This is a genomic window from Pelomonas candidula, from assembly GCF_043555985.1.
GTDB classification, from domain to species: domain Bacteria; phylum Pseudomonadota; class Gammaproteobacteria; order Burkholderiales; family Burkholderiaceae_C; genus Pelomonas; species Pelomonas candidula.
The window spans coordinates 84,959-107,233 of record NZ_JBIGIC010000011.1 but is presented as its reverse complement, the minus strand read 5'-3'; the positions used below and the strand labels follow the sequence as shown (position 1 = coordinate 107,233).

Genomic DNA, 22,275 nt, shown 5'->3' with positions numbered 1-22,275 from the left:
TTCGACGCCCAACGCGGCGTGTTCGAGTGGACGCCCGGCTACGACGCCGCCGGCGAGTACCGCAACCTCAGCTTCACCGTCAGCGATGGCGTCAACACCGTCACGCAGACGGTCGACGTCATCGTCGACCAGGTCAACGCGCCGCCCGTGCTGCTGGGCATCCCCGACCGCACCGTGCGCCAGGGCGACCCGGTGCAGTTCACGCTGCGCGCCACCGACGTCGACAGCCAGACCCTCACCTACTCCGCCGACCTGCTGCCCGCCGGCGCCACGCTGGACCCCAACACCGGCGTATTCAACTGGGTGCCGCCGCTGAACAGCGGGCCGGAGTACACGCTGAAGTTCCGCGTCTCCGACGGCGAAAACACCGTCGAGCGCGCCGTCCACTTCACGGTGCTCAACGTCAACGCACCGCCCGTGTTCGCACCGGTGCTGAACGCCTCGGTGCTGGAAGGCCAGACGCTGACGCTGCTGCTCAACGCCACCGACCCGGACAACCCGACCTACGTGCCCCAGGTGCGCCTGGCCAACGGCCAGCTGTCGCCACCCGAGACCACGCCGCCGACCGTGACCTACAGCGTCACCGGCCTGCCCGACGGCGCCACGTTCGACGGCGCCACCGGCACGCTGCGCTGGACGCCCGGCTACACCCAGGCCGGCAGCTACAACCTCGTCGTCACGGCCACCGACGACGGCGACGGCACCGGCACGCCGCTGTCCACCAGCATGACGGTGCCCATCCAGGTGCTGAACGCCAACCGCGCGCCCGAGGTGACGCCGCAGGCCAACCTGACGGTGGCCAAGGGCCAGCCCGTCGACGTGCCCGTCACCGTGACCGACGCCGACGGCGACCCGATCAACGTCGCCTTCACCGTCACGCTCAAGGGCCTGCCCTACGCGGTGTCGCAGAACTGGCAACCGTCAGCGGCCGACAGCACCCCGCCGCTCTTCAACTTCATCCCCACCGGCAACGGCACCGGCATCCTGCGCATCACGCCGGGAGACCGTGAGCGTGGCGACTACATCGTCCAGCTGACCGCGTCCGACGACGGTGACGGCGGCGGCGCCAAGGCGGTGCTGTCGACGTCGACCAGCTTCGTCGTCAAGGTCACGTCGGCCTCCGAACCGCCGCTGCTCGCCACCATCGGCCCCAAGGTCGCGCTGATCGGCCAGCCGCTGCAGTTCACCGTCAAGGCGACGGACCTCGACCAGGACGCGCTGACCTTCAGCGCCACCGGCCTGCCCGCCGGTGCCACCCTCGTACCCGGCGCCCAGTACGGCAGCGCCGTCTTCACCTGGACGCCCACGGCGGCCGATGCAGGCAGCAGCACGATCACGTTCACGGTCACCGACAGCGTCGGCAACACCGACACGCAGACCGTGCCCCTCGTCGTGCGAGCCACCAATGCCGCGCCGGTGCTGCGCCCCATCGGCAACCGCACGATCGCCGAAGGCCAGCTGCTGGACCTGCAGTTCGCCGCCACCGACGCCGACGGCGACCCGCTGACCTACAGCATCAGCAATCCGCCCCCGGGCGCCGTGCTGGACCCCGCCACCGGCCGCCTGCGCTGGGCCACCGACTTCTTCTCAGCCGGCGTCTACAAGGACGTCCTCGTCACCGTCTCCGACGGCGCGGGCAGCAGCAGCGAGAAGTTCGACCTCACCGTCACCAACACCAACCAGGCGCCGCAGCTCGCCACCATCCCGCCGCTGGGCACGCAGGAGCAGCGCCTCATCAACTTCACGCTGATCGGCACCGACCCCGACGGCGACGTGCTGACCTACGCGCCCGTCGGCGCCCTGCCGCGCGGCGCCCAGTTCGACCGCGCCACCGGCGCCTTCACCTGGCAGCCCGACTACGACCAGGCCGGCGGCTACGACCTGAAGTTCTCCGTCAGCGACCCGCTGGGCCTGCAGGACACCACCACCGTCCACGTCGACGTGGCCGACGTCAACCGCCCGCCGGTGCTGAGCTTCACCAACCACCAGGTGGCGCTGGGCGACACGCTGCAGTTCCAGCTCGCCGCGACCGACCCCGACACCGGCTCGCAGCTCACTTTCAGCGCCCGCAACCTGCCCCAGGGCGCGAGCTTCGACACCACCACCGGCCAGTTCAGCTGGACGCCCACCGCCGGCCAGCTCGGCGACTACCTCGCCGTCGTCGGCGTCACCGACGGCATCACCACCGTCGAACGCGGCCTGCAGCTGCGCGTCACGCCCCAGCCGGCCGGCCCCGTGCCCAGCATCGTGCTGACGCCCAGCTTCCCCGCCGTGCCGGGCCAGCCGGTGGCCATCAACGTGCTGGCCGATGCCTTCTCGGCCATCGCCGGACGCACGCTCTCCGTCAACGGCGCGCCGCTGGCGCTGGACGCCAACGGCCACGCCGTCTTCACCGCGCCGGCCAGCGGCATCTACACGCTGACCGCCACCGCCACCGACCTCGACGGCTACACCGCCAGCAGCACGACGCGGCTGCGCGTGCGCGACCCGCTGGACCACAGCGCGCCGGTCGTTGCCCTCGACGCCGGCCTGGGCGGCGCCCGCATCACCGGCCCGCTGGACCTGACCGGCAGCGTCGTCGACAGCAACCTCGAGAGCTGGACGCTGCAGATCGCCCGCACCGGCAGCGAGGACTTCTCCACGCTGGCCAGCGGCACCGGCCCCATCACGGGCGCGCTTGCGAGCCTGGACCCGGCCCGCTTCGCCCGCGGCTTCTACCAGCTGCGCCTCACCGCCACCGACATCGCCGGCCGCAGCGCCGAGGCCACGACGGCCTTCGAGCTGGACGCCGCCAGCGACGCCGGCCGCTACACGCGCAGCAACACCGATTTCAGCGTCACGCTGGACGGCCACACGCTCGACTTCACGCGCCGCTACGACAGCTTCGCCGCCGACGAGGCCGGCAGCTTCGGCAATGGCTGGAAGCTCGCCTGGCGCGACCTCGGCGTCACAACCGACGTGCCCGACACCGGCTCGGAATCCAGCGGCGTCTACAACCCGCTGCGCTGGGGTACGCGTGTCTTCGTCGACACGCCGGACGGTGGCCGTGTGGGCTTCACCTTCCAGCCGGTGGCGGTCGTCGGCCAGGGCTTCACCTACTACGAGCCGCACTGGGTGCCCGATGCCGGCGTCACCTGGCAGCTTCAGTCCGCCGCCGAGCCGCTGCAGCAGGCGTCCGGCAAGTTCTACTCGCTGGACAACGGCAGCGCCTACAACCCGGCCTCGCTCACCGGCACACGCGCCCAGTACACGCTGGTCGACGCCGCCGGCACCCGCTACGACCTGCAGGTCGGCACCGGCGTCACCGCCATCACCTACGCCGACGGCGTGCGCCTTGACGTCAACGGCAGCGGCGTCACCGCATCCAACGGCGACGCGGTCGTCTTCACCAACGACGCCCAGGGCCGCCTCACGCGGCTGACCTCGCCCGACGGCAGCGTGCACGACTACGCCTACGACGCCGCCGGCAACCTCGTCTCGGCCCGCGACCTGCAGGCCGGCACCTCGCAGCGCTACGGCTACGCCGACCCGGCCAGCCACCTGCTCACGCTGGCCACCGTGCCGGGCAGCGCCAAGGGCGGCGAGTCCATCGGCTACGGCGCCGCCGTGTCCGTGACGCCGCTGACCGCCGACCTCGGCGCCGCGCTGAACTACCTCGCCAACGACACGACCGGCACCCTCGCCGCCGGCCAGCAGGCGCTGTACTCGCTGGCCGTGCGGCCCAGCGAGGTGCAGCTGCCGCAAGGCGGCGCCTTCCTGCTGGGCGTGCGCGTGCAGGCCACCGGCGGCTCGCTGGCGCCGGCCCTGCCGGTCATCGACGGTGCGATCCCGGTCGTCACCGGCACCGACGCCCAGGGCGCCTTCGCCATCTTCCGCATCACCGCCGACGGCCTCAAGACGCTGCGCATCGCCGGCAGCGGCGCAGGCGGCTACAGCGTCCACCTCTTCGCCGCCGGCGACGTCAACGGCGACGGCCGCGTGGACGGCACCGACGCCGCGGCCCTGATGGCCGCGCGCGGCAGCAGCACGGGCCAGGCTGCCTTCCTGGCGGCTGCCGACATCAACCGCGACGGCGTCGTCAACGCCGCCGACGCACAGCTGCTGTTCGCCAACCTCGGCTTCGCGCCCAACCAGGGCCCGACCGTGGGCGCCGGCTCGGGCTTCACCCACGTGGACCTGCTCGCGCAGGTGCCGGTCGCGTCCTTCCTCAGCGACCCCGAGGGCGACGCCCTCACCTACCGCATCGTCTCGTCCACCCACGGCACGGCCACGCTGTCGGGCGACGGCACGCGCGTGTTCTTCCAGCCCGAGGAGGGCTTCTCGGGCGACGCGAACTTCACCGTCATCGCCGACGACGGTTTCACGCAGTCCGCCGCCACCCCCGTCACCGTTCACGTCAGCGACGCGCCGCTGCTGCACCTGGACTTCGCGCAGCGCAACCCGACGCTGGCGCTGGGCGCGCGCTACCTGCCCACCGTGCTGGGCGACTTCGCCGACCAGCAGGGCGTGGCGCTTGACAGCAAGTACGTGACGCTGTCCATCAGCAACCCCACGACGACCCGCCTCGTCGGCAACCAGGCCGTCATCTCCACGGCCCAGGGCTTCTCCACGCTGACGGCCCAGCGCGGCAACATCGCCACGGCGACGGCCCTGGTGCTGGGCAAGCCCAGCAGCTTCGACAACCTGCAGCTGTTCAGCGGACTGGACGTCTACCCCCACGCCGTGACGCTGGTGCCGGGCACCGGCTACAAGCCACTGACCATCAACGTGCCCGGCGGCGACAACGTCACCGCCGACACGACCTACGTGGCGGGCAACAGCCAGGTCGTCAGCGTGGACGCCGCCGGCATCATCCACGCGCTGGCCGCGGGCGACACCGAGGTCACCGTCATCTACAACGGCGCCGAGTTCCGTGTGCCGGTGCGCGTGCACGCGCCGGACGTGGGCAGCACCACGGTCGGCACGCTGGGCGGTGCCGTGACCACCGGCGACGGCGTCGTGCTCACCGTCGCGCCGAATGCGGTGGACGCACCGCGCACCGTGGCGATCACGCGCGTCGACCAGGCCGCGCTGCCGATGCCCGTGCCGCAGGACTTCAACTTCCTGGGCGCCTTCAACATCGACATGGGCGGCGACACGCTGGCCACGCCGGCGCAGATGGCTATCCCCGTGCCGGACAGCGTGCCGGTCGGCACGCGGCTCTACCTCATGCGCGCCGCCGCGCTACCCAACGAGCAGGGCGACATGGAAGGCAAGTGGTTCGAGGACGAGGTCGCCGTCGTCGGCGCCGACCACATCGCCCGCACCAGCTCGCCGCCGTGGCCGGGCATTCTCAATTCCAGCCTCTGGCTGCTGGCCGAGGCCGGCCCGGCCATCAGCCTCGTCAAGGGCACGCTGACGGTCAACGCACCCATCGCGTCCATTCCCTTCATCGCCGGCCCGGGCATTGGCGGCGTGGCCACCTACGCACCGACGCTGGCGATCAGCTTCAACGTCAGCCAACTGCACGTCGTCGCCATCCCGGTGCAGGGCCTTCCCATCGTCACGCCCGTGGGCGTGCACCTGGACCCGGGCGCCACCACCACCTTCTCCGTCGCCGTCAACCAGCCCGCCACCGCCGTGCCGGCGGCACCGGTGATCACGTCTGAGGGTTTCGAGTTCCGCACCGTCAACGGCCAGACCGTGCCGGTGCTCGTGCTGACCGGCCAGCACCTGTCGTCCAGCCCCGCTGCCAGCCTCAGCTCCCAGGTCAAGGTGATGTTCCAGCAGAACGGCGTCACCACCACCGGCGTTCAGGTCGGTGGCATCACCACGCTCGGCAACGGCCAGGAGCAGGTTGCCGTGCAAGTGCCCCAGACCGTCATCCTCGGGCTGGCCAAGGTCGTGGTCGCGCGGGTCGACCAGGTGCCGCAGTGGGACGAGTGCAGCCACACCATCCAGCCGCTGGACCAGGCCTACCTCAGCGCGCCGGTGCAGCTGCCGGCACCGGGCAGCTATGTCGTGTCGGCCCTGCGCACGCTGCGCGAGATGGCCGTCTACACGGAGGGCGACCCCACCGCCGCCGATCCCACCGCGGCACTGAAGCTCGTGTCCACCATCCCGGTCGGCTACAGCGGCACCGACACCCGCCTGGCCGGCCTGCCGCGCGACACCGCGCTGACCGCCGACCACACCCGCGCCTACGTGACCATCTCCGGCGCCGCTGACCCGCAGAACGGCACGGCGCCCCGCAACGGCCTGGCCGTGGTGGACCTGCTGGCGATGCAGCAGGTCAACATCAAGGACGCGGACGACCCGGGCAACACCATCATCAAGTTCCCCGCTGGCGCGCGGCCCTACTGGGTCGCCCTCGACCCCAGCAACCACTACGCCTACGTGACCGACGAGGATGGCATCGGCGGCACCGGCGACCCGAGCACGAAGCACGGCGTCATCTACGTGGTCGACATCGACCCGAACTCGCCCACCTTCAACCAGTACATCCGCAGCATCGACGTTGGCATCGCGCCGTTCGGCCTGCGCGAGCTCACCATCAGCGAAGACGGCAAGCGCCTGTACGTCGCCGCGCCCGACCGCAGCGGCTACGGGGCGCCCGTGCCGCTCCCGAACTCGAAGGCCAGCGGCGTCTACGTCATCGATGTCGACCCGGCCGACCGCCCCGCTACACCCAACGGCCCCAATCCCAAGCATTACTGGGAGGTGCTGGGCATGGTGCCCACCGGCGAGGAAACCTATGCGGTGCGCAACTCCGGCGACCCCAACCGCATCCTCATCACCAACCGCTACTTCGACAACACCGACGCGGTCAGCGCCATCGATGTCCAGGATCTGCGGGATTCGCCCGTCGGCACCTCGAACGCGCTGCTGCAGGGCGACGGCCTGACGCTGGGCGGCACCAACAACAGCTTCGACGTCAACAACGCCGCGGACGTCATCGTCATCCCGGCCGACACCTTCAAGAGCGTGATCGGCAAATCCCACCCCGAGTACATGCTGGTGGCCGGCTACGACCGCTACCAGCAGGGCGTGCCCTCGTCCGACCCCGACTACGCCCTCACGTCGCCCGGCAGCGGCCAGCCCAGCGGCAGCAACATCGGCATCGTGCGCGACGGCGTGCTGATCGCCGCCACCACCCCCATCCCGCTGGGCGTGCTGGACAACCTGACCCTGGCCTCGGGCTACAACTACCTGTTCGCCGCCTACCGCGGCGTCGACGTCGCCGTGCCCGACCCGAGCGCGCCGGGCGGCGTCAGCCACGGCACCGGCGCCGTGATGGTCTACAACCTCGTCAACCTCATCGGCCAGATCGAGGACATCCTGTCCGCCAACATCAGCCAGGGCCTCAAGGACCGTCTCAGCAAGTTCCCGGTCGAGCAGATCACCTACGCCGGCGCCGACAGCGACAAGGGCCAGCTCATCCCGCTGCAGGAGGACATCCAGGGCTTCAACACCACGGTGGACATCAAGGCCGACTACCGAGTGCTGTACGCGAGCTTCAACCGCGGCGAGTACACCTTCGGCACCCCCTACGTAATGGACGGCTACGGCCATTACGTCGACGCCCAGGGCCAGACGCTGCCCTACTGGCGCGACAGCAAGGGCAACTGGTACATCGTCACCTGGGACGCCAACAACAACATCACCAGCCGCGTGCCCTACACGCCGCCGCCCAACGTCTCGCCCATCCCGCCCGGCCTGGTGCTGTCGCCCAACGGCCCCTTCGCCACCGGCGGCTCGGCGCAGGGCCTGTCGTCACACCCGATCGACGTGGCGCCCGGCCCGCGCATCGTCAAGCAGTTCGACTTCGGCCGCAGCAGCGCGCTGAACGACCGCAACGACATGGGCGTCAAGGACCTGCTCGACAAGGTCATGGGCGACCCGCAGAACTGCCCGCCCGACGCCGTGGGCTCCACCGTGCAGATGGACACCGGCGTCGTCAACGAGACGCACGCGCTGGCGTCCTACCAGTCGCTGGGCCAGACCCAGCAGCTGACGCTGAACTACGACTCGCTGGCCGCCGACCCGCGCCAGATCATCAATTTCAGCTTCGAAGGCCTGGGCGCCGACCTGGCGGCCTACCTGCCGCATGCCAAGCCCGAGGAGCTCAGCGACGACGGCAAGCTCATCATGGCGGTGCAGATCACCGCCACCGACGAGAACGGCAAGAGCGTCACGACGCCGGTCCAGTACTGGAAGGTCGGCGCCGGGCAGGACACCATCACGGCGTCCATGCTGGTGGACTTCAGCAGCCTGGCGCCGGGCAACGTGCACTACACCGTGACGGCCAAGGACTTCGCCGGCAAGGACCGCACGAACAACGGCACCCGCCTCAACACCAACGGCATCGACAGCGTCTTCGGCCGGGGCTGGAGCCTGCAGGGCCTGCAGACCCTGAACGTCGACCCCGACGGCGGCGTCACCATCGACGACGGCAACGGCAACGCCCAGCACTTCGACCACGACGAGACGCCGCCGCTGCAGAGCTCCAGCTGCGTGACGGCCGCCCAGGACGTCTACCGCAGCGACACCGACGACCACACCACGCTGGCCAAGAACGCCGCCGGCGAGTTCGAGCGCACGCTGCAGGACGGCACCGTCTACACCTACTCCGCGCCCACCAAGGACCCGGCCACCGGCAAGCCGATGCCCGGCCACCTCGTCAAGGTGACCGACCGCTACGGCAACGCCACCAGGTACGACTACGACAGCCAGGGCAACCTGCAGAAGATCACCGACCCCGTCGGCCTGGAAACCAAGTTCGGCTACAGCGGCAAGCACGTCACCAGCATCACTGACCCGGCCGGCCGCATCACCCGCCTCGTCTACAGCGGCAACGACCTGGTGCAGGTGATCGACACCGACCAGTCGTCCAACCACTACGGCTACGACAGCCTCGGCCACCTGACGACGTCCACCAGCAAGCTCGGCGCCACCGACACCCACGTCTACGACGACGTCAGCGGCCGCCTCGTCGAGGTGGACCGCGCCGACGGCTCGGTCACCAAGGTCACGCCCTGGCAGCTCAACGGCCTGACCGACCCGGCGCTCACCACCGACAAGGCCCATCCGGCCCTGGCCTCGTCCGAGAAGATCGAGGACTTCAAGGCCACGCTGGTCATGCCCAACGGCAACGTGCGCACGCAGACGATGGACGAGCACGGCCGCGTGCTGAAGGAGGAAGACTCCCTCGGCACCCGCGAGATCTTCGTGCGCGATGCCGCCGGCAATGTCGTCAAGACCATCGACGCGGACGGCGGCGTCACCGAGTCCACCTACGACGCCCGCGGCAACCAGCTGACGCTGACCGACGACATCGGCACGACCACGCTGACCTACGACGGCAAGTTCAACCGCATCACCAGCACCACCGACAGCCTCGGCCACACCACCAGCTACCAGATCGACGCCAAGGGCAACAACCTCGGCACGACCAACGCCGACGGCACGCAGACGCTCTACAGCTACCTGCCCCAGGGCATGCTGAGGACGTCCACCGACGCGATGGGGCGCCAGACCGCCTACTTCTACGACAGCTACGGCCGCCTGGAAAAGGTCCGCAACCCCGACACCTCCTTCCGCACCTACGAGTACGACCTGGCCGGCAACGTCACGGCCATGACCGATGAGAACGGGCACCGCACCGAGTACACCTACGACGCGATGAACCGCGTCGTCTCGACGCGCACCGCCGACCCCGACGACGGCGGCCCGCTGACGTCCAGCGAGCGCACGAGCACCTACGACGCCGCCGGCAACATGCTCACGCAGACCGACGAGCTCGGCAACGTCACGACGATGATGTACGACACGCTCGGCCGGCTGACCGGCACCACCGACCGCGCCGGCAACACCACCTCGCGCACCTACGACGTGGGCGGCAACCTCGAGACCCAGACCGACGCGCTGGGCAACGTCACCCATTTCGAGTACGACCTGCGCAACCGCGTTGTCAAGCAGACCGACGCGCTCGGCGGCGAGAAGACCTACGAGTACGACGGCGAGAGCACCGTCCCGGTTGCCGTCACCGACCAGGCCGGCCACACCACGCAGTACGAGTACGACAGCCGCGGCCGCCTCGTCAAGGAGACCGACGCCAACGGCGCCGAGACCCGCTACACCTACGACGCGGCCAACAACCGCACAAGCATCACCGACGCCGACGGCCACACGACGACCTTCGTCTACGACGACCTGAACCGGCTCATCGAGACGACCGACGCGCTGCACGGCACCAGCACGCGGAGCTACGACCCGGTCGGCAACATCATCGCCACCACCGATGCGCTGCAGCACACCACCACCTACGACTACGACCTGCGCAACCGGCCGGTGCGCCGCACCGATGCGCTGGGCAATGTCACGACCTGGAGCTACGACGACGTCGGCAACCTGATCGCGTCCACCGACGCGCTGGGCCGCACGACGACCTATGCCTACGACAACCTGAACCGCCGCATCAGCACCACGCTGCCCGACCCGGACGGCAGCGGCCCGCTGCTGGCCTCGGTGACGACGACGAGCTACGACGCCGCCAACCGCGTCATCGCGACGACGGACGCACTCGGCAACACCACGCACTACGCCTACGACGAACTGGGGCGGCTGGTGCAGACGGTCGACGCCCTCGGCCACGCGACGACGCGCACCTACGACGCCAACGGCAACGTGCTCACCGTCACCGACGCGCTGGGTGCCACCACCACCAACGAGTACGACGCCCTCGGCCGGCTCGTGAAGACCACGCGGCCCGACCCGGACGGCACGAACGGCCCGCTCGCCTCGCCGGTGCGCCAGTTCGCCTACGACGCCGTGGGCAACCTGACCCAGGCCACTGATGCGCTGGGCCATGTGACCCAGTACGCCTACGACGCCGTGGGCCGCTTGACCACCACCACCGACACCGCGGGCGGCGTGACCCGGCGCGAGTACGACGCCGTCGGCAACCTGCTCGCCGTCGTCGACCCGCTGGGCCACCGCACGGAGTACGGCTACGACGCGCTCAACCGCCAGGTCAGCGAGAAGCTGCCAGGCTCCGGCGCCTCGCCGGCTTCGCTCACGGTGACGACGTACGACGCGGTCGGCAATGTCGTCAAGGTCGTGGACGCGCTCGGCGATGCGACGCTCTACGGCTACGACGCACTCGACCGCCTGACCTCCCGCACCGACGCGCTGAACGGCGTGTCGACCACGGCCTACGACGCCGTGGGCAACCTCGTCGCATCGACCGACGCACTGGGCCGCACCACGCGCTACGTCTACGACGCCCAGAACCGCCGCGTCCAGGTCATCCAGCCCGACCCGGCCGGCAGCAACGCCGCCGGGCCCACGACCCGCTTCAGCTACGACGCCGACGGCAACCGCATCAGCAGCACCGACGCGCTGGGTCGCACCACCCGCTACGGCTATGACGCGCTCAACCGCCTGCTGACGACCACCTACGCCGACGGCAGCAGCACCTCGCAGGCCTACGACGCCATCGGCCATGTCGTCAGCATGACGGACGAGACCGGCGCCACGACGACACGGGCCTTCGACTTCCTCGGCCGCGTCGTCAGCATCACCGCGCCAGACCCGGACGGCAGCGGCCCGCTGGCCGCCCCCGTGACGCGCATGGCCTACGACGCCGAGGGCAACCTCGTGAAGGTGACGGACCCGCGCGGCAACGCCACCCGCTACATCTACGACGCGCTGAACCGCCGCACCGCCAGCACCGACGCACTGGGCCAGACCTACAGCGTCCGCTACGACGCCGCCGGCCACGTCGTCGAAACCATCGACGAGACCGGCCGCCACACCCTGTACGAGGTGGACGCCCAGGGCCGCACGCTCACGGTCACCGACCAGGACCCCGACGGCCCCACCGGCCCGCAAACCGCCCCCGTCACGACCTACACCTACGACGCGATGGGCCAGGTGCTCACCGTCACCGATGCGCTGGGCCGCGTGACGCACCACGAGTACGACAAGCTCGGCCGCGAGGTGAAGGCCACCGATGCGCTGGGCGGCGTGTCGAGGCGCGAGTACGACAAGGTCGGCAACATCGTCGCCAGCATCGACGCGCTGGGCCGCCGCACCGAGACGACCTACGACGCCCTCAACCGCGCCATCGCCGTGCGCCAGCCCGACCCCGACGGTGCCGGCCCGCAGACCGCCCCCGTCACGGCCATGAGCTACGACGCCGTCGGCAACCTGCTGACGCTGACCGACGCCGTCGGCGCCGTCACCACCTACGCCTACGACGACCGCAACCGCGTCGTGAAGCGGGTCGACGCCCTCGGCGGCGTCACGCGCATGGCCCGCGATGCGGCCGGCCGCGTCACGGCCGTCACCGACCCGCTGGGGCATGTCACGACGACGGTCTACGACCGCCTGGGCCGCGTCACCAGCATCACCGCGCCCGACCCCGACGGCACCGGGGGCCAGGCCGCCTCGGTGACCCGCTACGCCTACGACGCCGCCGGCAACCTCGTGCGCCGCACCGACGCGCTGGGCAACGTCACCCAGTACGGCTACGACGCGCTCAACCGCCGCGTGGAGACCATCGACGCCGCCGGCCACTCCGCGACCGTGGCCTACGACGGCGTCGGCCGCACGACGAGCAGCACCGACGTCCTCGGCAACACCACGCTGTACGCCTACGACATCCTCGGCCGCCTGCTGTCCACCACCCGCCCCGACCCGGACGGCGCCGGCAGCCAGGTAGCGCCGGTCACGCGCTTCAGCTACGACGCCGTCGGCAACCTGCTCACCATCACCGACGCCGCCGGCGGCACGACCCGCTTCAGCTACGACGACCTGAACCGCCACACCGGCACGACCGACGCGCTGAACCAGCACAGCAGCCTCAGCTACGACGCGGTCGGCAACGTGCTGACCAGCACCGACACCGCGGGCCGCGTCACGCGCAGCAGCTACGACGCGCTCAACCGCCTCGTCAGCCTGACCGCCCCCGACCCGGACGGCGCCGCCGGCCCGCAGACCGCCCCGGTCGCGACGTTCCGCTACGACGCCGATGGCCGCGAGATCGAGCGCATCGATCCGCTGGGCCACAGCCGGCAGACGACCTACGACCTGCTGGGCCGCACCACCGCCGTGACCGACGCGCTGGGCGGCACGGCCCGCTTCGCCTACGACGCCGCCGGCAACCTGATCACCAGCACCGACGCGCTGGGGCGCAGCACGCACTACGCCTACGACGGCATGAACCGCCGCGTCGGCGTCGAGCAGCCCGACCCCGACGGCAGCGGCCCGCAGACGACGCCACTCACGACCTACGCCTACGACGCCGTGGGCAATCTCGTCAGCGTCACCGACCCGCTGGGCCACCAGACCCGCTACACCTACGACGCGCTGAATCGCAACGTCGGCAGCACCGACGCCCTCGGCCAGCAGACCCAGCGCGTCCTCGACGCCGCCGGCAACCTCGTCGCCAGCGTCGACACGGCCGGCCAGGTGACGCGCTACGCCTACGACGCGCTGTACCGCCTCGTCAGCACCACCCAGCCCGACCCGGACGGCACCACAGGCCCGCAGGCCGCGCCCGTGACGAGCTACGGCTACGACATCAACGGCAACCTGACCCGCGTCACCGACGCCCTCGGCCGCACGACGACGACCGCCTACGACGCGCTCAACCGCGTCGTCAGCGTCACCGATGCGCTGGGCGGCACCAGCACCACGACGCGCGATGCCGCCGGCAACGTCGTCGCCACGACGGACGCGCTGAACCGCACCACCCACTACGCCTTCGACGACCTGAACCGCCTCGTCAGCGTGACCGACCCGCTGGGCCAGACCAGCCGCAGGGCCTACGACGCCGCCGGCAACCTGCTGAGCACCACCGACGCCCTCGGCCAGGTGACGCAGTACGGCCACGACGCGCTGAACCGCGTCGTCTCGGTCACCGATGCGCTCGGCGGCGTCACGCACATGGTCTACGACGCCGTCGGCAACCTGGTGCAGACCACCGACGCGCTGGGCCGCGTGCGCAGCGACGTCTACGACGATCTGAATCGCCACGTCCAGCACACCGAGCCCGACCCCGACGGCAGCAGCGGCGCGGCCACGGCAGCCGTAACGCGCTGGAGCTACGACCTCGACGGCAACCTCGTCGCCACCACCGACCCGCTGGGCCGCGTGACGACGCAGACCTACGACGCCCTCAACCGCCTGCTGACGACGACCGACCCGCTCGGCGGCACGACCCGCTACAGCTACGACGTGCGCGGCAGCCTGCTGTCCGTCACCGACGCCGCCGGCTACCGCACCGACTACGCCTACGACGCGCTGGCGCGCCGCGTGGCCGAGATGGACCCGTACGGCGCCGTCACCAGCTACGGCTATGACGCCGTCGGCAACCTCGTGACGCAGAAGGACCGCCTCGGTCGCACGACGACCACCACCTACGACGCGCTGAACCGCCAGACCCAGGAGCTGTGGCAGGACGCCCAGGGCCAGACGACGCGCACCACGACCCGCAGCTACGACGCCGCCGGCCAGCTGCAAAGCGTCAGCGACCCCGACGCCACCTACAGCTACGCCTACGACGACGACGGCCGCCTGGTCGCCCAGGACAACGCCGGCAGTACCGGGCAGCCGCACGAGGTCACGACCTACGCCTACGACGCCATCGGCCGCCAGACGCAGGTCACGCAGCAGGTCAATGGCCAGGACGTGCTCGTCACCTCGCGCGGCTACGACGCGCTGGGCCGCCTGACCTCGGTCGCCCAGAGCGGCAGCGCCGCCGGCACCGGCGCGCGCGTCACGATGGGCTACGACGCCGTGGGCGAGTTGCTGACCATCGACCGCTACGTCGGTGGCAGCACGGTCTCGGCCGTCAGCACCCGCTACCACTGGGACGACGCCGGCCGCGTGCTCGAGATCGAGCAGCGCAACGCCGGTGGCGTCATCAACGACATCCAGCACAGCTGGGACGCCGCCGGCCAGCTGCTCGCCACCACCAGCAGCGACGGCAGCACGCAGTACACCTACGACGCCCGCGGCCAGCTGACCGGCGCGGACTTCAGCTTCCAGCCCGACGAGTCCTTCGCCTACGACGCCAACGGCAACCGCACGGGTTCGTCCACGAGCACCGGCGCCGCCAATCGCGTGCTCAGCGACGACCGCTACACCTACACCTACGACGCCGAGGGCAACCGCCTGACGCGCACCGAGACGGCCACCGGCACCGTCACCCGCTACACCTGGGACCAGCACAACCGCCTCGTGGCCGCCACGGTCAGCGACGCCCAGGGCCAGCTGCTGGACAGCCAGTCCTTCAAGTACGACGCCTTCGGCCGCAAGATCGAACAGAGCGACGATGCCGACGGCGCCGGCGCGGCTGCCGCCGTCACCGAGCACCTGATGAACGACGGCAACCAGCTCGCGCTGGTGCTGGATGCCAGCGGTGCCGTGCAGCAGTCCTTCATGTTTGGCGGCGGCGTCGACCAGGTGCTGCTGGAGCGGCACGACGGCGTGCTGACCTGGTCGCTGGCCGACCACCTCGGCACCGTGCGCGACGTGACCGACGCCAGCGGCAACCTCGTCGACCACCTGCGCTACAACGCCTTCGGCCTCATCACGGCGCAGACCCAGGCGGGCGCCGCGCCGCGCTTCAGCTACACCGGCCGCGAGTTCGACGCGGCGCTGGGCCTCTACGACCTGCGCGCACGCTGGTACGACCCGCGCAGCGGCGGTTTCATCAGCGAAGACCCGTCACGCTTCGGCGGCGGCGACGCCAACCTCTACCGCTACGCGGGCAACAACCCCATCACGCGCTTCGACCCGACCGGGCTGTCCAGCTCGTTGTGGGACCAGTACGGCGACGCCGCCATCTCGACGCTCAAGGACCTGAGCAACCCGGTCACGCAGATCCGCGAAGTGGGCCACGGCATCGTCGGCGCCGGGGTGGCGGTCGGGCACTTCGGCGCCTCGGCCCTCGCAGGCGCCGCGGACTCGGTCTGGTTCGCCTACGACGCGGGGCACTTCATCGGCGACATCGCCAACTACGGCATCAACCGCGGCATGTATGCGCTGACCGGCGACGGCAGCTACGCGCGCGATGCCGAGGGCTACTACAACAAGACCATCGGCGCCATCCTCGACAAGTTCAGCGACCCCTGCGGCAGCTTCTTCGGCGCGCTGACCAGCCTGCCCAGCCTGATCTCGCCGGCCAAGGGCCTGAGCGCACGGCTCAACAAATGGGAGGACGGCGTCTTCGACCAATGGTCGCCCGGCTACCGCGACGCGGCCCGCGCGGCCAGGACCGGCGCCGACGTGGCCGGCTTCTTCCTCGACCCGTTCTCCGCCGAGAGTTCGGCTGGCAAGGCCAGGGGCGCCGCCAACCTCGGCGAGAGCGTCGAGAAGCTGGGCTCGGCCAGCCGCGTCGAGCAGGCCGAGCAGCGGCTGCAGCGCGAACTCAACCAGTTCGAACACGCCGCGACCGAAGCCGAGCAGGCCGCCGCCGGCGCCGAGAGCGCCGCGGCACGGCTGGCTGAGGAAAGGCGCCTGGCCAACGAAGAGCGCTGGGCCGAGTACCAGCGCTACCGCGAACAGCACAACCTGCCATCGCCGGAGGAGCAACAGGCCTGGCTGGAGCGCGAGGGCGACCAGATCGTGAACGACGCGCTGGAGCGCCAGCGGCAAGTGGGCAGTTCGCCCGCGCCGGCCGGCAGCAGCGGCGACACCTGGGTGCACGGCGACACCGCCATCTCGGGCGGCGACCGCACGTTGGTGCGCGGCGGCCCGACCGACGAGACCTGGGTGCACGGCGACACGGCCATATCCGGCAGTGAAGGACTACCGCGCGTCACGCCCGCAGAGGCCAGCCCCGTCGGCCGAGGTGGCTCGGGCGAATGGCACAGCGGCGACATCATCGGCAGCGACAACCCCTACTACCTGGAGCCCACCTCGGACGAACTGGCCCGCATGAACCGGGACACCCAGGACATCCTGGACGCCCGCCGCGCCGTGCATGAGGGGCGCGCCACCAGCTATCACCCGATGGACCCGCTGTACGAAGAGGCGGCCATGCTGGGCCACGAACCCACGGCGATGAGCGGCGGTGGCACCGGCGACACCTGGGTCCACGAAGACACCTGGGTCAACGGCGACACCCACATCTCCAATCGCCATGAACTGCCAGCGCCCAATGGTGCACACGCGCCGTTGGACCCGCTGGAATTCGATCCCAATCAACTGCCTCCCGTGGGAGGGGCCGGCGGTCTGCACGGGTCCGCCGCGCGTGATCCACTGGAAGCCGACCTGGATGCCTTGATGTCCGGCGGGCGCGATCCGCTGGAAGCCGATCTGGACGCCCTGATCGGCAACATGCCGCCCAGCAGCAAGCCCGAAATGGTCTTCTCCGGGGGCCGCTATATCCCGGCCTCGGAGCTCCCGACCGGAGCCCTGCCGGTCAGTGCGGCTCGACAGGCAGAGATCGACAGCATGGTCGGCTTCGCAGACTCGGAGCAATTGCGGCGTGGTGTGGTCACGACGTCGATGGGGGGCATCGCGTCGCCGAATCCCGTGTCGCTCGAACAAGTGCCGGACGCGGTGCGCATCGAGGAGATGGTGCGCCGCGCCGATCAATATCAATTGGAGCGACTCCAGGCACGTGGCGTCACGGGCACGCTGGCGCCGGACGGCAGCGCCTACCTGCTCCCGCCGCTGAAGCCCGGTGGCGGCATGTTCTACAACCCGGAATGGATGAGTGCGCAAGGTCTTGTGCCTGCGGGCGTCTCGGTGGCCATCCCTGGACGCAACTTCGCGCCCGGGCAACTCGACAGCGCCGGCGGGCTGACGTCGCAGTACTTCAGCGACCTGGGAGCTCGGGGGCTGCTCGACGGCAAGCCAATCGGCGCGCCGATCCCGCTGACCCAAGTGGCGCCCCCGGGACAGGGCGGCCACCTCACCGGCGAGGTCAGCAGCAGCGGTGGCTCGGCCACCGGTCTGTCCAGCGTCGGCGCGGCAACGTCGATGGTCGATCTGGCGAACGCCTTGTGGTCCCAGGCCCTGGGCCAATCGGTGAGTGGCATCTGGCGCGTCTCGCTGGCCGACCTCCCGGCGGGCGAACTGGGCGAGGCCACCATCACCCAGCTCGACGCCAACGGCCTGCCCTCCGAAGGCCGCATCGTGCTGGACATCAACGCCGATGGCCACGGCTGGTACGTCGACCCGACGCCGCTGAACGCCAGCGAGTTCGATGGCAGCGCCACCTCGCCCGCCGCCGGCCACTACGACCTCATGACCGTGCTGGCTCACGAGATCGGCCACACGCTGGGTTTCCTGAAAGGCTTCAACGGTTTCGACAACGTGCTCGCCGCGCAGCCCGACGGCTCACTGAACTTCCGCACCGCCACCTTCAGCGCCACGCTGACGTCGGACGGCGAGCACCTCGGCGGCAACGCCGTCGCGGGCGACCTGATGAGCGCCGGCCTGGGCCTGGGCCAGCGCCGCGTGCCCTCGGTACTCGACGCCCAGATCGTCGCGGCAGCCCGGGACGCGGCCGCGTCGACCGGCTCGCCGCAGCAGGTCAGCCTCGGCGGCTCCCACGACCTCGGCACCGCTGGCCTCCTGCCCAACGGCGACTTCTCCAACGCCGTCGCCGGCTCGGCTGGCTTCGGCTGGACCACCAGTGGCGCGGCCTCGGTGCAGAACGGCCAGGGCGTGCTGGCCGAGACCTCCACCATCGCCTCGCGCTTCACGCAGACCCTCGCCACCGTGCCCGCCGGCGCCACGGTGCTGAGCTTCACCGTCGAGCAGACCCACTTCGACCCGGCCGGAGCCGGACCGCAGGACGCCTTCGAAGTCGCGCTCATCGACCCGGTCACGCACGCCTCGCTGCTCGGCGGCATCGGCCTCAGCAACACCGACGCCGTGCTCAACCTGCAGGCCGACGGCTCGGTCTACCGTGCCTCGGGCCTGCGCTTCAGCGCGCTGGACGGCACGCTGCTGGCCGCACCGCCCGCCACGGGGGCCTACAACGTCAGCATTGCGCTCGGCAACGCCAACCTCTCGCACGGCCTGTCGCTGTACTTCGACCTGCTGGGCTTCGGCGCCCAGGGCAGCCGCGTCGTCATCGACAACGTGCGCTTCAACGACGCGCTGCCGAGCAACGCGCCACCCGTGGCCAACCCGGACGCCGTCGTCACGCCGCAGGACACGCCGCTGACCTTCGACCCGCGCGCCAACGACAGCGACGCCAACGGCGACGCGCTGACGCTGGAAATCACCGGCCAGCCCGCCCACGGCCAGCTCACGCTGCTGGCCGACGGCCGCGTCACCTACACGCCCGCGACCGGCTTCAGTGGCAGCGACGTGTTCGGCTACCGCGTCAGCGACGGCCTGGCCTGGTCGGCGCCGACGACAGTTGCCATCATCGTCACCCCCACGGGCGGGCCGGTCAACACGCCGCCGGTGGCCAACGCGGACAGCGTAACGACGCCCGAAGACCAGGCCGTCACCTTCGACGTGCGCGCCAACGACAGCGACGCCGAGAACGACCCGCTGCAGGTCACCGTGCTCAGCGCGCCGGGCCATGGCAGCGTCGCGCTGCAGCCCGACGGCACGCTGCGCTACACGCCGGCCAGCGGCTACGTCGGCGCGGACAGCTTCAGCTACCAGGTCAACGACGGCCGCGCCAACTCGCAGCCGGCCCTCGTCAGCATCACGGTCACGGCCGTCAACCACGTACCGCAGGCCGCGGACGACACGGCCACGACGACGCAGGGCCAGCCCATCTCGCTGGACGTGCTGGCCAACGACACGGATGCCGACGGCAACACGTTGACCGCCAGCGTCGCCACTGGCCCGGCCCACGGCACGGTCACCGTCTCCGCGGACGGCCGGCTGGTCTACACGCCGGAGGCCGGCTTCGCTGGCAACGACAGCTTCAGCTACGTCGCCAGTGACGGAGAGCTCGCCTCGACGCCAGCCACGGTCCGCATCACCGTCACTGCCCTGCCCGTCAACCACGCGCCCCAGGCTGCGGACGACACGGCCACGACGACGCAGGGCCAGCCCGTCACGCTGGACGTGCTGGCCAACGACTCGGATGCCGACGGCAACGCGCTGACGGCCAGCGTCGCCACTGGTCCCACTCACGGCACGGTCACCGTCGCCGCGGACGGCCGGCTGGTCTACACGCCCGAGACCGGCTTTGTCGGCAGCGACAGCTTCAGCTACGTCGCCAGCGACGGCCAGCTCGCCTCCACACCGGCCACGGTCCGCATCACCGTCACCGCCCTGCCCGTCAACCACGCGCCACAGGCGGCTGACGACACGGCCACGACAACGCAGGGCCAGCCGGTCACGCTCGACGTGCTCGCCAACGACTCAGATGCCGACGGCAACGCGCTGACGGCCAGTGTCGCGACCGGCCCGGCCCACGGCACGGTCACCGTCGCCGCGGACGGCAGGCTGGTCTACACGCCCGAGACCGGCTTTGTCGGCAGCGACAGCTTCAGCTACGTCGCCAGCGACGGTCAGCTCGCCTCCACGCCGGCCACGGTTCGCATCAACGTCACGCCGCAGGCTGTGCCGGCACCGGTCGCCGTGGACGACACGGTCACGCTGGCCGAGGACGGCACCGCCCGCTTCGACGTGCGCGCCAACGACCAGGCCGCGCCGGGCCGCAGCCTGGCCGTCGAGGTGCTGGCGCCGCCCGTCCACGGCGCGCTCGTCGCGCTGCCCGACGGCGGCTTCAGCTACACGCCAACCGCCAACTTCTTCGGCAGCGACGGCTTCAGCTACCGCGTCAACGACGGCAGCGCGAACAGCGGCACGGCCCACGTGACCATCACGGTCACGCCGGTGAACGACGCACCGGTGCTGCAACCCGTGGCCGACGTCAACGTGGCAGAAGGCAGCCCGGTCGTCGTCGACCTGCACGCCAGCGACATCGACTCCACCGGCCCGCTGACCTACTCGCTGCGCGACGCACCGGCCGGCGCCAGCATCGATGCCAACGGCCGCATCACCTGGCGCGCGCCGGACGGCCCGGCCGACATCGCCTTCACGGCCCAGGTCGCCGACGCCGAAGGCGCGACCGCGCAGACCCGCTTCGTCGTGCATGTCAGCAACGTCGTGCCCACCGTCGCCTTCAGCGGCGGCACGTCGACCCAGGCCGGCCAGACCTACACGCTGGGCTTCACGCTGGCCGACCCGGGGCAGGACACGGTCTCGGCGATCCGCGTGGACTGGGGCGACGGCAGCGTCGAGGCCCTCTCCCCGACCGCCACGCAGGCCGGCCACGTCTACCAGGCCGCGCAGGCCGGCACGCAGATCCGCCTGCTCATCACGGACGAGGACGGCAGCTACAGCTACGCCGCGCCGGTGTTGACCGTGCTGGCCCAGCCCGCGCCACCGGCACCCGTTCCTGCCCCGGCACCGCAGCCGTCCGCCGGCGACGGGGCCCTCGTCGCCAACCGCGCCGTGCCCGGCAGCATCGACCCGCTGCGTGTCGGCATCGCCGCCGGCAACGGCGTGACGCCGGACTTCGCTGTCACGAGCCTGGGGCAGTCGTCCCACTGGAACGTGCAGCCCCTGGCCCGTGCCGCGCAGGAGAGCCTGTCGCCGGCGCTGCAGAACCTGCCGCAGCCGTTGACACCCGAGGCCATCGCCGCGCTGATCCAGAGCCAGCCCACGTCCGCGGGCCAGCGCCCGACGCTGTACGTCAGCGAGCTGTTCGCCACCGCGGGCGGCGTGCACGTGCGCTTCAACAAGGCGCTGGATCTGGCGGCGCTGGCGCACGGCGCGCCGCTGGCGGCCGGCGTGGCCAACCGCGACTTCGTCGTGCTGCTGAACGGCCGCCCGCTGGCCGGCCGCCTCGTCGTCGACCCCGACGGCGCCGGCTTCCTGTTCGTGCCGGACGGCGGCACGCTGCCCGACGGCGAGTTCGAGATCCTCATCCGCACCGACGCCGGCAGCTTCATCAGCGTCGACGGCGAGGTGCTGGACGGCAACGACGACGGCAAGCCCGGCAGCCCGTTCAAGGCCCGCATGACGGTCAAGCGCCCGGCCGCGCTGCTGGGCCAGGCGGACGCAGCGGTGCCCGAGCCCGCACTGGCCGAGGCCGCCTGGTCCGCCACCGGCGGCCTGGGTGGTGCGGCGGTGCTGGCGGTGGGCCGCTGGCGCCGTCGCGGCGAGGACGACGACGTCCGCGTGCGGCTGCAGCCCGGCAGCGTCGGCAGCGGGAGCCAGGCCGCCGCCGGCTGGCTGGCCGGCTGGCTGGACCGCCCCGCCAACGCCGTGAACCGCTGGCGCATCAAGCCATGA

1 protein-coding gene (running past one end of the window) is annotated in these 22,275 nt (G+C 71.0%); it reads left to right on the top strand.

Annotated features, from left to right (window positions below):
* Positions 1 to 22,275, top strand: the 3' portion of a protein-coding gene (locus tag ACG04R_RS20520; RefSeq protein ID WP_394415233.1) for a tandem-95 repeat protein. It extends 20,643 nt beyond the left edge of the window; 22,275 of the gene's 42,918 nt are visible here — the last part of the coding sequence; the start codon falls outside the window, past its left edge; its stop codon occupies positions 22,273 to 22,275.